This window comes from Methanosalsum zhilinae DSM 4017 (genome assembly GCF_000217995.1).
Taxonomy (GTDB): domain Archaea; phylum Halobacteriota; class Methanosarcinia; order Methanosarcinales; family Methanosarcinaceae; genus Methanosalsum; species Methanosalsum zhilinae.
In genome coordinates this window covers 747,248-764,821 of record NC_015676.1, presented here as the reverse complement: position 1 = coordinate 764,821, position 17,574 = coordinate 747,248, and the positions used below count along the sequence as shown (strand labels likewise).

Below are 17,574 nucleotides of genomic sequence, written 5' to 3'. Positions count from 1 at the left end.
CCTGCATCATTGTATGATCAAATTTGATTATCATGAAGGCCACCTGAGATAAATTAAAGTACAATTGAAAATATAATTCATTAGCTGTTAATGGAGTGAAAAATATACCCGGGGTATTGTAGAATGCTGGAGATAGAAAATCTTTCTGTAGAAGTTGGTGGTCGCCGAATACTAAAGAACATTAATCTAAAGGTTGAGAGTGGATATACCAATGTCCTTTTTGGACCAAACGGTGCAGGTAAATCTGCATTGCTTATGACAATAATGGGCTTTACCGGCTACAACATAGTTGAAGGTAATATTTATTTTAAAGGGGAGGATATAACAGATCTTCCTTTAAATGAAAGGGCAAGTAAAGGACTTGGAATAATGACCCAGAGACCGCCAAATATGGTTGGAGTCAAACTTCGTGATCTTTTAGAGGTCACAGCTGGAGAAAAGGTTAATATTGACGCTCTGGTCCATGAGCTGAACATGGATAGCTTCCTTGACAGAGACATAAATGTAGGTTTTTCAGGTGGAGAAATCAAAAGGTCAGAGCTTCTCCAGTTAGCCGCTCAGGAGCCATCCTTATATCTTCTTGATGAGCCGGAATCGGGTGTTGATCTGGTAAATATATCCCAGATAGGAGGGATGATACGCAAACTCCTGCATGGTGAAATGAAATGTGCAGGGAAGAGAAGAAAAGAAGGACATTCCGGTCTTATAATCACACATACAGGGCAGATAATGGATTATGTAGAAGCTGATAAGGGATACATTCTTTGCAATGGGACCATAATGTGTTCAGGCAATCCACGAGAACTGCTTGGTGAAATTAAAGAACATGGATACGAGGAGTGTATTAAATGCAAAGTAACACAGAGCTAAAGAAAAAAGCATTGAATGCACTGGAGAAAAGGTCTGAATATGGTGAAGATTTTGATCTGAGCGAATTCAAAGTTACCAGTGAAGGACCAGAAGCTATACAGAACCTGGAGGATTTAGATGAGGATACAAAAAAATTGCTTCTAAGTGCAGGTATTGTTCCAAGCGGAGAGGGAAGGCTTGGTACACTCCTTATGACAGATAATACGGTTTCACACTCATCCGTTACTGATAAGAACATTGAGCTTACATCCACCCGGAAAGCATTGCAAAAATATGACTGGCTGAAGGATTATTACTGGAAAATTGTCCCAGTAGATGCCGATAAGTATACTGCGTCAAGTTATCTGGAAAATGCAGATGGATATTTTATCCGGGCACCGGCAGGCAAAAAGTCCTCGTTGCCGGTTCAGACGTGCCTTATGATGGGTGCAAAAAATGTATCCCAGACAGTACATAATATCGTAATTGTAGAAGAAGATGCCCAGCTAGACATCATAACAGGATGTGCAACTAAGAAAGAAGTTGAAAAGGCCATACATCTGGGAATTTCTGAAATGTATGTGAAAAAAGGTGCAACCCTTAATTTTACCATGATACACAACTGGTCTGAGCAAATTGGTGTAAGACCCAGAACCGTTGTACATGTTGAAGAGGGTGGAACCTTTATCAATAATTACATCTGCCTGAAACCTGTAAAATCAGTTCAAACATATCCAACTGTCAAACTTGAAGGAAAGGGAGCATTTGCCAGAATGAATACAGTAGCTGTCGCGCATCCTGGTTCTGAACTGGATCTTGGAAGCCGCGTGATATTCAATTCACCCGGTACAAAAGCAGAACTCATTTCCAGAACCATCACCACTGGTGGAAAAGTAATCGCACGTGGTGAAATGATAGGAAATGCAGATAAGGCTAAAGGACATCTTGAATGCCATGGGCTGGTCCTCAGCAGCAAGGGCGTGCAGAGAGCTATTCCGATCCTTGAAGCAAATGTTGAGGACATTGAACTGAGTCATGAAGCTGCAGTTGGAAAAATTGCCAGAGAACAGGTAGAATACCTTATGGCCAGGGGATTGACCGAAGATCAGTCTGTTGGAATGATAATTCGCGGTTTTCTTGATGTTGGCATAAAAGGTCTTCCAAAAGAACTGGAATCTGACATTAATGAAACCATAAATAAAATTGGTGCAGGTAGTGTGTGATTATCAAAAATAGTTTCAGCATCTGATCCATCTATTTTTTCTTAAATCGACAGGGATTTATTCTATCAAGAATAATTTAATATGTTAGTTTATTTTTGTTGTTTCTTTAAAAGAGGTTGAAAAGGAGATATAGATATGAGGATAGTTAAAAATAATGACAGAGGAAGTATTAATATCATTGTTGCTGTCATACTACTGCTGATAGTTGGAGGACTTACTGCAGTAGCTGCAACAGGTGCTGTTAATATTCCAATAGTCACATCTTTATTGGGTACAGATAAACCGATTGATCTGGGTGTTGAAGTGGACCCAGCTATTTATGATGCAATGTTAGAAGAGTATCAGATAAATCTCAAAGATCCACCATCTGAATACTGGTTAACCAGAGATATCATATATTCAGATCCAGCACCTATGGATGTTAGTCTTTCGAGTTCACAGCTGAGTTCATATTTACAGGTCAGTAACAATGATGGTCCTTTAAAGCAAATACAGGTGAGATTGGGTGATGAAAATAATGCCGAATTGTCAGCATATGTTGATCTGCGTGATCATGGTGTTAATTTCAAAGGTCCAGTTTACATATCAGGGGATATCAAAAAGGCAAGTGATGCAAGTATAGAACTAAATTTTGATAGTGTAAAAGTCGGGCTGATACCTGTCCCTGGCAGTTTGCAGGAGGAAGGTGAAAAGGCACTTGAAAATGTAATTAATACCAATCTGGGTAGAATGCCAGGATTGCATATAGATGAGCTTTCAATAGAAAGCGGAAATCTAAACTTCCAGGGAGACTATCCTAAAACTGCAGCAGTAGTTTGAAATTTTGGGCCATGAAAAATATTGTTTGCATGGTTCATCTGGCACTTATTTTTTTATATCTAGCTAGTTCAATTTTATTAAATATATAATATGCAGTACTGACGTTTTTAATCACAATCGTGCAGTACTTGATATCCTTTATTAATACTTACATCATATGTCAGTACTGTAAAGAATTTGAGGTACACATCATGATAGACTTTGCATGCAAAGAATTCGAGATCGACGCAGTTGTCAAATGCAGTCTGAATCTCACAAGAGCAGATCTGCAGATTTTGAAGTATTTTATTGAAAATGATGAAAAATACCATACTGCAGAAAATATTTCTACATCCCTTAATTTCGACCTTTCGACGGCTCAAAAAACTGTAAAGAAACTTCATGAAAAACAGATTCTTATCCGACTGCAGAGCAATCTGGATGGAGGAGGATACGTTTTTGTGTACAAAGTAAAGTCAAAAAAAGAAATTAAAGATATCATAATGTCAACTGTACAAAGCTGGATCAGGCGTCTGGAGAATGAACTTGAAATTTGGGCAGACGACAAATAGATTCAGAAGGTGATTAATATGCTAAAAATAACACCATATCTTGGAATACTGGTTCTGATCGTTTCAATATTTGGATTCCTGTTCCCCTTACTGGGATACCTTGTTCCAATCGTTTTTATAACACTATTACTGATAGCACCCTTTAAAGGAAGATGGTTCTGCGGAAATTTATGTCCAAGAGGCAGTTTTGTGGACTTCTGGATAGGAAAAATAACAAAGAATGTAAAGATTCCAGATTTGCTGAGAAGTTACTGGATAAGAATTCCAATATTCATTCTGCTGATGGGATTTATGGGGTACAGGCTTCTTTTAACAGAAGGACTAATTAATCAGATAGGTATGGTCTTTGTGATAATGTGTGCCATGACAACAGCTATTGCAATAGTCCTTGGAGTTTCTGTTGCTCCAAGAACCTGGTGTACTTTCTGTCCAATGGGTACGGTCCAGAGAACTATAGGTGGTAACAGACATCAGTTGCAATTTAATGAAAACAGATGCATTGAATGCAAAAAATGTGATCAGGTATGCCCGATGCAATTGGAAGTAAATGTAGCCGATCCAAAGCCGGACTGCATAAAATGTGAAAGATGCATTGATAACTGCCCTGTAACCGCATTAAAAATATGAGCATAATGTTTTAAGGGTTGCATTACAATAGAAGAAAATATGACTTTAAAAAATCTATCTAAAATACATATTCAGTTGCTGGGATTTTTCCTTTTTTCAGTTGTTTATCTGGCAGCTGTAAACTTATATTTTATGTATACAGAATCACAGACCCCTGGTTTTATCCCGGGAACTCTCATTGCAGGAGTGATTGGTTATTTCCTCCTTGGATTATTTTATGATAAATATCGAGAATAAACACCTTTAAGCTACAGAAGAGTAGGTCAATATTGTATCTCCTCAATCACTGACCATTTAGCAAATTACACTTAGAAAAATTGTTTGCTTTTCAGGAAACTACACAACATGAACAATCTTTCAGTACTGATACTTGCAGGAGGAAGGGGACAGCGCCTTGGGAACATTGAAAAGGCCCTGATCACATATGAAGATAAAACCCTCTTAGAGCATATAATAGAGATCACAAAACAGGTGAGCAACAACATTGTTATATCTTTAAGAGATGAAGACCAGAAAGAGTTTTTTGAAAAAATGTTTGGGACAATTTTTGAAGAATACACAGCAGTAATTGATAAACAAACCGGTTACGGTCCACTGGAAGGGATCAGAGAAGGATTGAAAGCCTGTTCAGAAGAATATGTGTTTGTTACAGCAGTAGATATGCCATATTTAAATAAAGATGTCATTCAGCTTCTTGCAAAGCTTTCACATGGCCATGATGCAGCAATTCCCAGATACAATGACAAAAAATTTGAACCGCTCCACTCGGTATACAGGAGAAATACAATGCTCAGGGCAACCGAAAAATCAATTGAGAATAACGAAAAATATGTTCTCTCACCAGTGAAATTAATGAAAGATATCCTGTATGTGGACACAACAGTTATTCAAAAAATCGATCCAGAACTTAGAACATTCCAGAACATCAATACCATATCTGACATGCAAAATTTAGAGAAATAGTTACACAAACAATTTTCAGGAAAGAAATGTATTTATGCTTTTCTGGCCCCTGAAACCCAAAAGATATTTACTCGATCACTCATAACTAAATATCCATGAAATTAAATCCTGAAAACAATGATATTGAAACATTTGCAAAAATGATTCTGACTGCAGCAAGAACTTCTCCCAAAGCAAGAGGTATAGATGACATACTAACAGGAATTGTTGAAGATGATGAAATTGGCACCCTTGCAGACACAATGGGAAGGATCGCAGATAAAAAGGGAAAAGGGTTCGAATTCTTTAAAAGAGATTCCGGCAACATAAGAGAAGCAGACGCAGTTATTTTGATAGGACTCAAAGAATGTGAGTCCAGTTCTCTTGATTGTTCAGGGTGCGGATACGCCACATGCCAGGAAATGCTCAATGCTGGGAAGGTTGAATCCGATTACCGAGGACCAAATTGTTCCATTAAATACATTGATCTTGGAATCGCGGTTGGTGCAGCAGTATCCAAAGCAAAGGATCTATGTATTGATAATAGGGTAATGTATACTGCAGGTGCTGCTGCCAGAGCAGCCGGACTTATGGATGCTGATATGATCTATGGAATTCCTCTAAATATCAGTGGTAAGAACATATTTTTTGACAGAAAATGAACTTTAGACTATAATTTATGCAGAATATGGTGCAAAAGCAGAAAAAAGTTGTTCTATTAGCTAAGAGTAAAAATGAGTAAGTACCTTCAAACAAGTCCTCTTTTACGTTTGCTCCTGTATTCATCAATCAGAAACTGCAGTTTTTGCTCTTCTTCTGCAGCACGCATTTCCTGTTCATATTCTTCCCATTCAAGGATGGCCTTTTCAAGTATTTCAGGATCAACTATTGCAAAATCGTCTGCCCTCTGAAGTGGTATATCTTTGATAACAGGGATCTTGCTTTTGAGAAATGAAGATTGAGCTGCATAGGACAATTCATCAGGTACAATAACCGCACGTATTCCAGCATCTATTAAAATAGAAGCTGTCATTGCCCCTCCACCACTTGGATCTTCCAGATATACAATATCTCCTGCTTTTAATCCATATGATTCTCTGGTAGCGGATATATCTTCTTTTGTAAATGCAGATATTACCTTTACAGGCATACCCTCTCCTTTAATTTCCATCTTCCTTATTTTTTTAAGCTTCTGTGAATGTTTGTAGGACTGATGGAGAGATTTTTTCACCTGTTTTAGTTCTTTTTTAAGCCTTGAGATTTTACTGTTCCTGATCTTTATTTCTTTATCTTTTTTTATTTCTTTATAGGCATTTGTTCTTAATTTATTTACCATCAATTCCAGTTTTGATATTCTTTGATCCTTTTTTGCAATTTCATCTTTAAGCTCCAGAACATATTCCATCAGTTCATTGATCTCTTTATTTTTCCTCTTAAGATTTTCAGCCATTTGTCGACTTTCATCATCAGATTCTGTTTCTGATTCTTTCCGGACATTACCAGATTTGTGTAAACCAGTATTTACCGAAAAGACAGCTTTTTCAATAGCCTCATCCACAGAGCACCCCTGTATCACATAAGTTCTAACTTTATCGACATCACAGTTTGGAGGTGCCTTTTTGTCTATCTTTTCAAAAATAGTTCGGTAGCTTTTCAGTGCGAACAATGCAGCAGAGAGTGCATCTCTTTCATGGTCATTGGAATAACTGAAGTTGAAAGATCTGGCAAGTGCAATCTTCTCTTCAGAAGCTATCTGTTCCCCGGGAGATCCTATGACAGCATTGAAACTTCTCCTTATTTTCTCAACAGCTGACGGAGTTGGAGTAACATCTGTTGCCACAACTACCGGCTTACCATATTTTGCTATCGTTTTAACTGTTTCATCATGGGAAATACTTCTGCAGCTTTTCAGAAATAGCAGTTCCCCATCCAGAGACAGTACAGCAATTCCTACAGTAGTTCCGGGATCCACACCAACTATAGTAAATTTTCGGGTATTCTGTTTAAGGGGAAGATACTTGATCTTATCCCTCTCTACAGATCTGACATTCACCTGTACATCCGATGTTGATGACGATTTTACAGAGATTTCGTCACGTCTTTTATTTACAGTAAATTCACAGCGCACATAGCCTCCAAAGCCTTCAACGATTTTACGACTATATGTAAAATCCTTTTCCTTTGACTCCTTTTCAAGTATGGATTCAATTTCCCGACTTTTAACCTTTACTGCACCATGGACCTTCCTTCGGTATCGGTTCTGACTCCAGCCACCCCTTCCAAGAGATCTGGCACGACTGATCTTGATCTTGGTAATATCCTCAAAAAGTGATACTTCGCAGCCAATGCCCTGAGCTGCAAGTCTTGCACATGTTTCTGCCTCTTCATCCGGATCAAATCTATTAAAGGAAATATTATTCTCATGAGCCAATCTAACAAGAGATTTTTTAGTAATTCCTCCCGTAACCTGCACCAGTTTAACATCTGATGGAAGTTTTGACAGAAAATGTATCAATTCCCTTTTATTCGAAGCAAGTTCGAATATATTGTCTACAGCAATTATTGAAGGATGATCATTCCTGACCATTTTGAGTATCCTGTGCCTGGGAACCATATTGTGGGCTTGAGCATCTCCATTTTTGAGGACCACAACTGAATATTTCGGCAATTCCCGGGATCTGGGAGAATTTTTTGCAATATCGATTCCGTATATTATTTCATTCTGCATGTTAATTATTGGTTACCATAAATTGGAATTTGTTTGGAATATATAGATAGATATAATATATAAATATATTTATAATATTATATTTTTATCATTTAGCTACGAATCATCCCTGCAACCACATATATCTTCAATGGCACTTTTAGAACTTCTGCGGATCTTGTATTTTCGACTAAAGTGATTGAGAACATTGTTTACATCCCTCTCCAAAAGCTCATCTGCATGTGGATGATCCTGTGTCACATACTGGGGCCAGTCTATAATTTTAACTCCTTTGGGATTAACAAAAATATTGTACTCACTCAGATCAGCATGAATTATGCCAAAAGAATAGAGTGTTTTTATCTGTTCCAATATTTCATCCAGAAAATATTGCGGATCAAGCAGTTTTGTTTTGTTAAGAGAATTTCCTTCAATTAGCTCCATGACTATAGCATGTCGATTGTGATCAATGGGTCTGGGCACTGATACATCCGGATATATTTTTTGCATTACATCATATTCTCTTTGTGCTGCCAGACGTGCAGCATATATCCATGAAAAATGTTCTTTATCAACAAGGTGTTCCCTCGTTCTTTTGACCTGTTTAAAGCTGGTCATCCCCTGCCTGTGAAATTTTATAACTACAGATAACGGATCTCCTATTCCTATATCAGGTTCACTGATAGCTTCATGAACTATTGACTCTTTACCTACTCCGATCTCATCACCAATTGCACTGACAGTATTTCTTTTTACAAATGTGTTGATTGCCAGTACATCATATCCGGGAAAATATATCTGATATCCTTCATAAGGTGCCGACCTTATGAGAACAAGATCATTTTTCATCAGTTTCCCCAGTTTAAACTGCAGTTTTTCATATGTAAAGCCTGTAAATTTCATAAGTTCTTCTACAGGCACCCATTCATGGCGCTGCATACCTGCCTCTATACCCATCAATATTCTGATATCCCTGGAATCCAGTTCTTTAAAGATTTTTACCGTCTGATCTATCATTGATACAATATTTGTACTGGATATTAAAGATAGTTTATGGTCTGAATGCCAATTAAACTCTGAATAACTTACATGAAAAATAATGTCAGTGTTACTTTAATAGTTTAAGCTCAATATGGATATTCTATGGACCCAGTTGCATTTTTCATATTTGCTTTCATATCACTGTTTGTAATTGTAAGTCCAATCGGAGCTGTCGTGATATTTATTTCTCTTACTAATGAAATGACAGTCTCACAGAAGAACACAATAGCCAAACACGCAGTAATTCTTGCGTTCTTGATTGCCGTGTTCTTTGCAATATCCGGTGAAGCCATACTGAACTTATTTGGAATAAGTGTTGATTCACTAAGGGTTGCAGGTGGAATACTTCTGTTCACCATAGCATTTGATATGATCCAGGCAAAGATCTCCAGGGAAAGTGTTACTGAAAAAGAGGTTGATGTGGCACATTCACGGGAAGATATCTGGATATTTCCAATCGCAATGCCTATGCTGGTCGGTCCTGGAACAATCACCACTGTAATTGTCCTTTCCGGAAATACTGATATATTTTACAGAGTCATTTTAATAATAGCAATTGCTCTTACTTTTGCAATTGCATTGATTGCATTGCTTTTTTCCAGAAGGATTCACCGATGGATAGGTTATACAGGAATGGCTGTGATTATCAGAATTCTTGGGCTGTTTCTGGCAGCCATTGCGGTAGATATGATATCAAGAGGTATATGGAACATATATACATCTTTATGAGATGAATATATTACCCATTTAGATAATACATGACAGGGAAATTGATTGATTTATATTGATGAAAAACCAATCTTAAATTGTCCAATGCTTTGCTCCCGCTGCATCTCCTTACTATCTGCCTACTACTATTAATTTTCCAAAATGTTGCCATTGGCGGGAGCAGAAATTTCCTCAATCTTTTTTTTTACAGCAGACCAATAATCCTGGTAAAAATTTTTAAAATATATATCTCACATATTTAATACATTACTCATAAATGAAGATAGTATAGAATATAGCCAAATTTGTAAATTGTAAAATTAGGATAAGGTAATGGCGCTGAGGGTGAGATTTGAACTCACGTAGTGCGTTGCACCACCGGTTTTCAAGACCGGCGCCGTAGGCCGCTTGGCTACCTCAGCACATTGATACTAATCAAATAGTATAGACAGCGATTCTTCAATGCAATTCCATGTATTAATAAGTTGTGCCTGAAATCGATTTATACATGTACTATCTGTTTATTAAGATTAAAAGATAACAGAGCAGAAACGAAAAATTATTTTCTGCTTGTTACCCAGGAATAGGAACTTATTTATTCAGCAGAAGTTTCTTCAGATTCTGCTTCTAAATTTTCCTCTTCTTTCTGTTTTGAATACTTTTCTACATATTCAATTTCTTCAACACTGGTATTTTCCAGAATTTCTTCTGCGATCCGACCCTTAGACATAAGCCAGCGTTGATTGAAAGTTATCTCAGGAGGAGTGATGATCCTTCCTCTCATGCCATCCATTTCTACTTCTATATCAGGAATGCCAGTATAAAGCGCCAGAAGTCCTTTAATCTGTTCAGGTATATCTTCTATCTTATTTTCTATGGTATACTCATAGGTAACTTCCTTACCTGCAAGAGGATGATTAAAATCAACACGTGCACGGCGTCCTATAACCTGTACAACAACACCACGCTTGCCTTCAACTTCCACCTGCATACCAGGCTGGACATTCTTGTCCTTAAACTTTGAGATTGAATAGGCTTCCACCATTTTGGGATCATGTTCTCCAAATGCTTTTTCAGGAGGAATTGAAACCTCTCCGGAATATCCAACCTCCTTGCCTACAAGTTCTTCATCAAGACCTCTAATAGTGTGCCCGGCACCTACAATAATCACATCTCCACCATAAAGTCCCCGTGGATTGTATATCTGATGTTCTTTTGCAATATCTTCGTTGGTAGTATCAAATATTTGACCATCATCGAACTTTCCGGTATAAGATATCTTTATAAAATCTCCTTTTTCCACATTCAATTAAATCAACCCGTCAATCATTACTTAATTATATTTATCAAATTGTTATTTATTGCTGTATCTAAAATATTCCAGAGGTCAGCCTTGCTTAATATGTTTCTGCCTTAATAACTTTTTGGATTCGCACAGAGTGACACATAAAGGAACTTTTAAAAAATGAAAAATAAGTACCGTTAAACTTTAGGTTTAACGAAGAAAGGACATAAAGCCAAATTTACAGGAATCTGGATGGCACCAGCTGATTTGCCAGAAGGTCATCATATGATTCTGCTTTTCGGATCACGTCAATCATTCCATCATTGATCAGCAACTCTGCACATCTTGTCCGCCCATTATACTGAGAGCTCATTGAAAATCCATATGCACCAGCATCAAAGAATGCAATGATGTCACCTTTTTCAATCCTTGGCAGCTCACGGTCATGGGCCAGAATATCCCCGGATTCACATATTGGACCTACAATGCTATAGATTTCTTCCGGCTTTTTATCAGCTTTGTTTGCAACCACAGCAAGGTGATAAGAATCATACATGGCAGGCCTTATAAGAAGATTAAAACCTGCATCCACACCTACGAATTTCTTTGCAGCTTCTTTCATGGTATTTACTGTTGTCAGTAATAGTGTGGAGTCTCCCATTATATAACGTCCGGGTTCAAGAATAAGTTTCGGACTGATACCTTCATCCCTGCAACGACTCTTGAATATTGGAAGAATCAGGTCTGCCAGGTCTTTTGGTGAAGGAACTGCCTTACCTTTCTCATATGGAATTCCAAGACCTGAGCCCATATCCACGAACTTAACATCCACACCAAGGCGTGATATCTGCTCAACAAGATCCATCATTTTGTTCATGGCTTCTGAAAAGGGAGATATTTCCAGAATTTGTGATCCTATGTGACAGTGTATACCAATTGGATTTACTCCTGGCAGATCAAGTGCCTCTTTATAAGCATGAACTGCTTCCTCATGAGGAATTCCAAACTTGGATGCTTTAAGCCCGGTTGAGATCTTGGGATGGGTCTGTGGGGATACATCAGGATTTACCCTAAATGAAACATCTACTATTTTCTTCTCTTTCTTTGCAATCCTGGATAATGTTCTCAGTTCATCAATTGAATCAAGTGATACACGAACTCCTGTCTTTACAGCCATTAGCAGTTCCCGGTCAGATTTGGAATTCCCATTAAAGAGTATCTTATCTCTGGGAATACCGGCCATCAGTGCCAGATAAAGTTCCCCGTCAGAGAATACATCCGCACCTGCTCCTTCTGATGCCATGATCTTAAACAGGGTCAGATTGGAGTTAGCCTTGGCAGCATAATAAAGATCAGCATCAGGAAATGCGTCTTTATATCGTCTGAAGTTATCACGTATCCTGCTTTCGTTTGAAACGTATACAGGTGAGCCGTACTGTTTTACAATTTCTACTGCAGGAATTCCTCCAATTGTTAGCTGACCGTCTTCTATTTCCAAATGATTCTTTATCGTAAACATATTTTGTTGCACCTTACTTCCATATATTATTCTGTCAAATCCATCTTATAATCAATATAATGCTATTAGTCATTATCTATATCTGATTTCAATTAAAAAATTATCTGGTTTCGGCTACATACTCAACTATTATCAAATGTTTTCATCAGCTTATTGTATGTATATGTATTTACAACATCATCTGCCGTAAGCCACCCTCTTTTTGCCTGGCCGGTACCGTAGCGCACATGTTCCATTTGAGATGAGCCGTGAGCATCACTGTTTATACAAAATTTTACACCGGTTTTTTTCGCACGGATGATCATTGAGTCATTCAGATCAAGGCGCTTTGGCTGGCTGTTGATCTCAAGTATCTTGTTGTTTCTGGCAGCAGCTTCAAAAACAGAATCAAAATCCGCTTTATAACCTTCTCTCTTTCCAATCAGGCGTCCGGATGGATGCGCAAGTATATTCAAATGTTCGCTTTCCATTGCAGAAATAATCCTACGGGTCATTTTACTTTCAGGATACTTAAATCCGGAATGGATAGCTCCCACCACAATATCAAGCTTGTCCAGTATGTTATCTGGATAGTCCAGGTTCCCATCAGGAAGGATATCAACCTCAGATCCTTTCAGGATCTTTATACTATATTTTCCAGATAGATCATCTATCTGCTTCCACTGATCTTTTAATTCGTCAATGCTCAGGCCGTTTGCTACCTTGCGTGATCTTGAATGATCGGTGATAGCAATATAATCGTATCCAATTTCTTCAGCCATAGAAACCATGGATTCAATACTATCCACTCCTTCACTGAAATCTGTATGTATATGAAGATCTCCTCTTAAATCACCAACCTCAATCAGATCCGGAACATTATCATATTTTGCGGCTTCAAATTCACTCCTGTTTTCTCTTAGTGGTGGCGGAATGAATGCCAGACCCAGAGTACCATAAATTCTCTCTTCACTTCTACCCTCAATTTTTTTACCGGACTCCTTTTCAAATAAACCGTATTCAGATAACTTATATCCCTTTTCCAGAGCAATGTTCCTCAATTCTATATTGTGCTGTTTGGAACCCGTAAAGTACTGCATTGCGGATCCATAAGACTCGTTTTTGATTACCCTGATATCAACACTTACGCCATTTTTGAGGACAACTGTACTCCTGGTTCTACCTTTTGAAACTATGCGCTCAATATCCTCCATATTTACAAAGGATTCTATCAATTCTTCAGAGTTATCAGTCACAGCAAGTACATCAATGTCTCCAATTGTCTCTTTCATCCTTCTAAGAGAACCGGCATAATTTATGATATCAGGTTTGTTTTGCTCTTTCAAATAAGAGATAACATCCTCAGCAGTCTCTATGGCTACATCTATCTGCATTCTTTCATGACTTTTTTCAAAATTTCTGATAGCTTCCAGAAGATTCTGTTCAGTCTTTTCACCCATGCCTTCAAGTTCCTGTATCTTATGCTTTAATATTGCATCTCTAAGATCAGAAATTGATTTTATGTCCAGTTCGTCATGCAGTTTCCGTATAGTCTTTGGGCCAAGTCCCTCTATTTCAATGAGTTCACTTGCTCCTGACATGGATTGTTTTTTCAGTTTTTCGAACTTTTCTATTTTCCCTGTTTTCAGGTATTCAACAATATGAGTGCAGATATTGGATCCAATTCCAGTAATCGATTTCAGGCCTTCTGTACCTTCTCTTTCATAGATGTCAGAAATATCTTCTGTGAGATTTTCTATGCCTCTAGCTGCTTTACGGTATGCTGCAGGCTTCCATTGCACATTTTCCAGCTCCAGAAGGTCAGCAATTTCATAGAAAGTGTTTGCAAGTTCCCTATTCTTCATAGCAGGTTTCTGACCTCCTCTATAGTAGTTACATCCAGAGGTCCTTTATCATACCGCATTCTCAGAAATCTAGGAAATCTTAGTGCGTATCCTTTATCAGATTTATTCTTACCTGCTGTATGATGAGGGCTTTCAGTGACCTGTGATCCAAGGACCTCTATAACTACCGACGGATCAATATAGCTATCAGGCACCATCTCTTTTTCAACAACCAGATTTGGTGGTTTTTTTTTGATTTTCTTTTTATTCAGCAACTCACTGATCTCTTCAAGATCCTGATCAGTAAATCCTGTACCTACCCTGGTAAATGTTTCATACTGGTTTTTTTCTTTATTCAAAACAGCGCATAAAAGAGATCCAAACAGACCTTGTCTTTTCCCTTTTCCGGAATAAAAACCAACTATTATTAGATCAAATGTGTCTCTAACATCCTCTGCATACTCTTTTTTCCATTTCACCCATAGCCATCCACGCTTTCCTGGCTGATAGAAGGAATTATCTGCAACTGATTTGATTATGATTCCTTCAAGTCCCTTATCAATACATCTATCAAAGAAGCTTCTTATTTCATTAAAATCCGCACTTACAGTTCTTTCAACCAATCTGATTTTTTCATTTTCTTCCAGATGTTCTTCAAGTGCTGTTCTTCTGTGTGGATAGGGAACCTTCAGGTATGATTTTCCATTTAGATAGATAATATCAAACATATAAGCAACAACAGGAACCTTATCTACATATTCTTCAACATCATACTTTCTGCGCCTCTGCATCAATTCCTGAAAGGAGTTTATATTCTCATTCCTGAATGCTATCACTTCACCATCCAGTACAGCCTTTTCTGCCTTTATATGTTTTTTAACAGCATCCACGACATCTGGAAATTGATCGGTTATATTATCAAGTCTACGTGAAAAAATCTGTATGTTCTCATTTATAATATGGACCTGAATTCTTTCTCCATCGTATTTTTCTTCAGCTGCCATCTGTTCAGGAAATTTATCATTAAGATTTTCAAATTTATCAACCCGTTTGGCAAGCATGGATCTGACAGGTCTGCCGATCTTTACTGAAAATCGCTTTATTGATGCCAGTCCATATTCTGAAACAGATTCTGCCAGTTGTCCTATATCAGTGCATACATTGTATGCCTCCTCCAAATAGACAGTGTTTTTATCATCTCCGGTAAAGGCCATTGCAAGAGCACTGAGAACAAACTGCTCTCCAAAACCAAGCCTAAGTTCTCCAAGAGTTATTCTCATAATGTATTTTGCTTCCATAGCAGACGCCCGGGCAAGAATCTCAGCCAGCAATTCGATCTTTTTCTGCTGACTTCCTTCTCCGGAAGTGTTTTTTATCTGTGTAAGACAGTCCATTACATCTCTGATGGTAAGATCGCTATTTTTATTGCTGCTGAACTCAAAAGCGGCATCACCGAGATCACCAGTATCAGAATATGTTTTTTCCACCTTCTGCCGGGATATACCAAATGCATCTGCTATGGATCTTATTGCCAGTTTTTCTCTGATGCCTAGTTCAGTATCTTCATACTCCGGCCCTACAGTACCAAGGACAAGATAGGCAGCAGTTCTTACATCATCTGGATCTAGCGACCTAAAGAAAGATGTAAGTAATCCTACAATCTTTTTATGGGAAGACGTATTTTCCATTTCCACATATAGTTCCACAAGTTCCTTTAACGAAGCCACAATATAACCTTATAACATTTACCCAGTATATTACCCATTCAAATATTGTTGTTTATTGTATAATAACTAATTTGTTAATTGCTATTTGAGTTCTTCATATCCAGAGTAGGTTCACAGGGTATCATAACCATTTAGTATAATTATGATAAAGGAAGAAAAAAGATGATAATCGAGGATTCATACGACATTATAGTTGTCGGCGCTGGACCGGCAGGAGCAACTGCCGCTACATATGCCGCAAAAAAAGGTGCTTCTGTACTTCTTGTCGACAGAAAGAAGGATATTGGAGTCCCATTGCAATGTGGTGGATTCCTTCCCTGTTATGATGTACTCCAGGAGCTTGTTCCAAACGCAGAAATCCCCTATACTCTTAAAAAATATCCATCTGAATGTGTACGTAAAACCACAGATTACCAGAGATTCATTGCACCCGATGGAAATTCTAAAGGATTTGAAGTTAATGCATCAGTAATTGACAGAAGGAGATTTGATAAGTTCCTTGTTGAAGAAGCGGCAAAGGCAGGTGCAAAGGTTCTTGTTGGAACAAATGTTACCGATATAAAGGGAAATTGTGTTGAAGCCGATGGTGTCTTTGGTAAGTTTTCAATAAACTCTGATGTGATTATTGGAGCAGATGGGCCAAATACAACTGTTGGAAAAATTAAAAATATGGTCAGAGATCATGACCCAATGGAAATGGCGACAGCTATTGAATATGAGCTCACAGGAGTTGATGTTGATAGAGAAGCTGTTGAAATGTATTTTGGAAAGGATTATGTTCCGGGTGGCTATGCATGGATAATTCCACAGGAAAGAAATAGTGCGAATATAGGTATTGGTATCCGCAGGCCTATGTGCAAAAAAGGGATGAGCTTCAGAGATTACCTCAATCATTTCATGTACAATCATCCAGTAGCTGGAAAAAAGCTCAGTAGAGGAGCAATCGTTTCCGTGGTTGCCGGACTTGTACCTGTTGGTGGAGCTGTGGGAAAAACAGCAGAAGATAACATTCTTCTGGCAGGAGATGCAGCCGGTCAGTTGATTGCAACAAATGGTGGAGGCATTCCTACATCAATGATAGGTGGAAAAATTGCAGGCGAGACTGCGGTGGATTCAATCAATGGTTCATCTCAGCTGACCGAATATGAGAACAGATGGAAGGAACAGATGGGGCTTGAGATCAAAACAGCGGTCTACATCAGAAAGTTGATGGATAATCTTATGCGTTCGGATTCAATGATGTCTGCATCCATCCGGATGATATCTTCTGAACATATGAAAGCAATTCAATGTGGTAAATTACCTGAATCTGTGAAAAAGACCTTGATCAACTTAAATATAGGGCTCAAATAATGTATGTTCTTGTATATGGTACCCTTAAGAGAAACTACCCAAACCATTACCTTCTTAAAAATGCAGAGTACATCCATTCTACCCAAACAGAAGAAAAATACATAATGATGGATCTTGGCCAGTTCCCAGGCGTGATAGAAACTGCCAAATTTGATAGTTCAGGAATTACGGCATCAAATATCAAGGGAGAATTATACAGAATAGATTCAGAAATCCTGAAAATGCTAGATGAATTGGAAAAACCCTTTTTTGTAAGGAAAATGGTTGATCTGTCATGCAATATAAGAGCCTGGATGTATTTTCTTGAGACTGATATATATAATGATAAATACTATATAGTTACCAGTGGTAAATGGACAAAACAAGTAAATAAACATTTTTGACCTGATATATTTGAGCA

Annotated in this window: 16 protein-coding genes and 1 tRNA gene; 10 read left to right on the top strand and 7 right to left on the bottom strand. The window is 37.9% G+C overall.

The window, feature by feature from the left end:
- Positions 1–123: 123 nt before the first annotated feature.
- The 7 genes from MZHIL_RS03560 to MZHIL_RS03525 all read left to right on the top strand — a co-directional run bounded on the left by MZHIL_RS03560 (position 124) and on the right by MZHIL_RS03525 (position 5,673).
- Entirely contained in the window at positions 124–870 is a 747-nt protein-coding gene (locus MZHIL_RS03560) for an ABC transporter ATP-binding protein (RefSeq protein ID WP_013898004.1), read from the top strand.
- Positions 849–2,072 (top strand): SufB/SufD family protein, encoded by a 1,224-nt coding sequence (locus MZHIL_RS03555; protein WP_013898003.1) that lies wholly within the window; start codon positions 849–851, stop codon positions 2,070–2,072. The genes MZHIL_RS03560 and MZHIL_RS03555 overlap by 22 nt, the downstream gene beginning before the upstream one ends.
- Before the next feature lie 135 nt (positions 2,073–2,207).
- Positions 2,208–2,891, top strand: a complete 684-nt coding sequence (locus MZHIL_RS03550; protein ID WP_013898002.1) for a hypothetical protein — start codon at positions 2,208–2,210, stop codon at positions 2,889–2,891.
- Positions 2,892–3,082: 191 nt separating this feature from the next.
- Positions 3,083–3,442: a TrmB family transcriptional regulator gene (locus MZHIL_RS03545; protein ID WP_013898001.1), complete on the top strand. Its 360-nt coding sequence runs from the start codon at positions 3,083–3,085 to the stop codon at positions 3,440–3,442.
- An 18-nt stretch (positions 3,443–3,460) separates the two neighbouring features.
- Positions 3,461–4,069 (top strand): 4Fe-4S binding protein, encoded by a 609-nt coding sequence (locus MZHIL_RS03540; protein WP_013898000.1) that lies wholly within the window; start codon positions 3,461–3,463, stop codon positions 4,067–4,069.
- A gap of 345 nt (positions 4,070–4,414) precedes the next feature.
- Positions 4,415–5,032, top strand: a complete 618-nt coding sequence (gene mobA / locus MZHIL_RS03530; RefSeq protein ID WP_013897998.1) for a molybdenum cofactor guanylyltransferase — start codon at positions 4,415–4,417, stop codon at positions 5,030–5,032.
- A 95-nt stretch (positions 5,033–5,127) separates the two neighbouring features.
- Positions 5,128–5,673, top strand: coding sequence for a ferredoxin domain-containing protein (locus MZHIL_RS03525; protein ID WP_013897997.1), 546 nt, complete (start codon positions 5,128–5,130; stop codon positions 5,671–5,673).
- An 86-nt stretch (positions 5,674–5,759) separates the two neighbouring features.
- Here the strand turns inward: MZHIL_RS03525 and MZHIL_RS03520 are convergent, their stop codons facing one another.
- Positions 5,760–7,739 carry a DUF460 domain-containing protein gene (locus MZHIL_RS03520; RefSeq protein ID WP_013897996.1) on the bottom strand — a complete coding sequence of 660 codons (1,980 nt, stop codon included), beginning with the start codon at positions 7,737–7,739 and terminating at the stop codon, positions 5,760–5,762.
- Between the two features lie 96 nt (positions 7,740–7,835).
- The gene (locus tag MZHIL_RS03515; RefSeq protein ID WP_013897995.1) at positions 7,836–8,735 is read right to left on the bottom strand and encodes a serine/threonine-protein kinase RIO2; all 900 of its coding nucleotides are present in this window, start codon (positions 8,733–8,735) and stop codon (positions 7,836–7,838) included.
- Between the two features lie 126 nt (positions 8,736–8,861).
- Here MZHIL_RS03515 and MZHIL_RS03510 point away from each other — a divergent pair, with 126 nt between their 5' ends.
- Positions 8,862–9,488 carry a MarC family protein gene (locus MZHIL_RS03510; RefSeq protein WP_013897994.1) on the top strand — a complete coding sequence of 209 codons (627 nt, stop codon included), beginning with the start codon at positions 8,862–8,864 and terminating at the stop codon, positions 9,486–9,488.
- A gap of 313 nt (positions 9,489–9,801) precedes the next feature.
- Here the strand turns inward: MZHIL_RS03510 and MZHIL_RS03505 are convergent.
- From MZHIL_RS03505 to MZHIL_RS03485, 5 genes are all read right to left on the bottom strand, one after another.
- Positions 9,802–9,889: transfer RNA gene (locus tag MZHIL_RS03505), tRNA-Ser, on the bottom strand.
- 173 nt (positions 9,890–10,062) lie between these two features.
- The gene (locus tag MZHIL_RS03500) at positions 10,063–10,776 is read right to left on the bottom strand and encodes an FKBP-type peptidyl-prolyl cis-trans isomerase (RefSeq protein WP_013897993.1); all 714 of its coding nucleotides are present in this window, start codon (positions 10,774–10,776) and stop codon (positions 10,063–10,065) included.
- 214 nt (positions 10,777–10,990) lie between these two features.
- Positions 10,991–12,271 carry a diaminopimelate decarboxylase gene (lysA, locus tag MZHIL_RS03495; protein WP_013897992.1) on the bottom strand — a complete coding sequence of 427 codons (1,281 nt, stop codon included), beginning with the start codon at positions 12,269–12,271 and terminating at the stop codon, positions 10,991–10,993.
- Positions 12,272–12,393: 122 nt separating this feature from the next.
- Positions 12,394–14,115: a DNA polymerase/3'-5' exonuclease PolX gene (gene polX, locus MZHIL_RS03490; protein WP_013897991.1), complete on the bottom strand. Its 1,722-nt coding sequence runs from the start codon at positions 14,113–14,115 to the stop codon at positions 12,394–12,396.
- Entirely contained in the window at positions 14,112–15,821 is a 1,710-nt protein-coding gene (locus tag MZHIL_RS03485) for an ATP-dependent DNA ligase (protein ID WP_013897990.1), read from the bottom strand. The genes polX and MZHIL_RS03485 overlap by 4 nt, the downstream gene beginning before the upstream one ends.
- A gap of 162 nt (positions 15,822–15,983) precedes the next feature.
- On the opposite strand from MZHIL_RS03485, the gene MZHIL_RS03480 reads away from it, so the two are divergent.
- Together MZHIL_RS03480 and MZHIL_RS03475 are read left to right on the top strand one after the other, a co-directional pair.
- Positions 15,984–17,174: a geranylgeranyl reductase family protein gene (locus MZHIL_RS03480; RefSeq protein ID WP_013897989.1), complete on the top strand. Its 1,191-nt coding sequence runs from the start codon at positions 15,984–15,986 to the stop codon at positions 17,172–17,174.
- Positions 17,174–17,557: a gamma-glutamylcyclotransferase family protein gene (locus MZHIL_RS03475; protein ID WP_013897988.1), complete on the top strand. Its 384-nt coding sequence runs from the start codon at positions 17,174–17,176 to the stop codon at positions 17,555–17,557. The genes MZHIL_RS03480 and MZHIL_RS03475 overlap by 1 nt, the downstream gene beginning before the upstream one ends.
- The last annotated feature ends 17 nt before the right edge of the window (positions 17,558–17,574 follow it).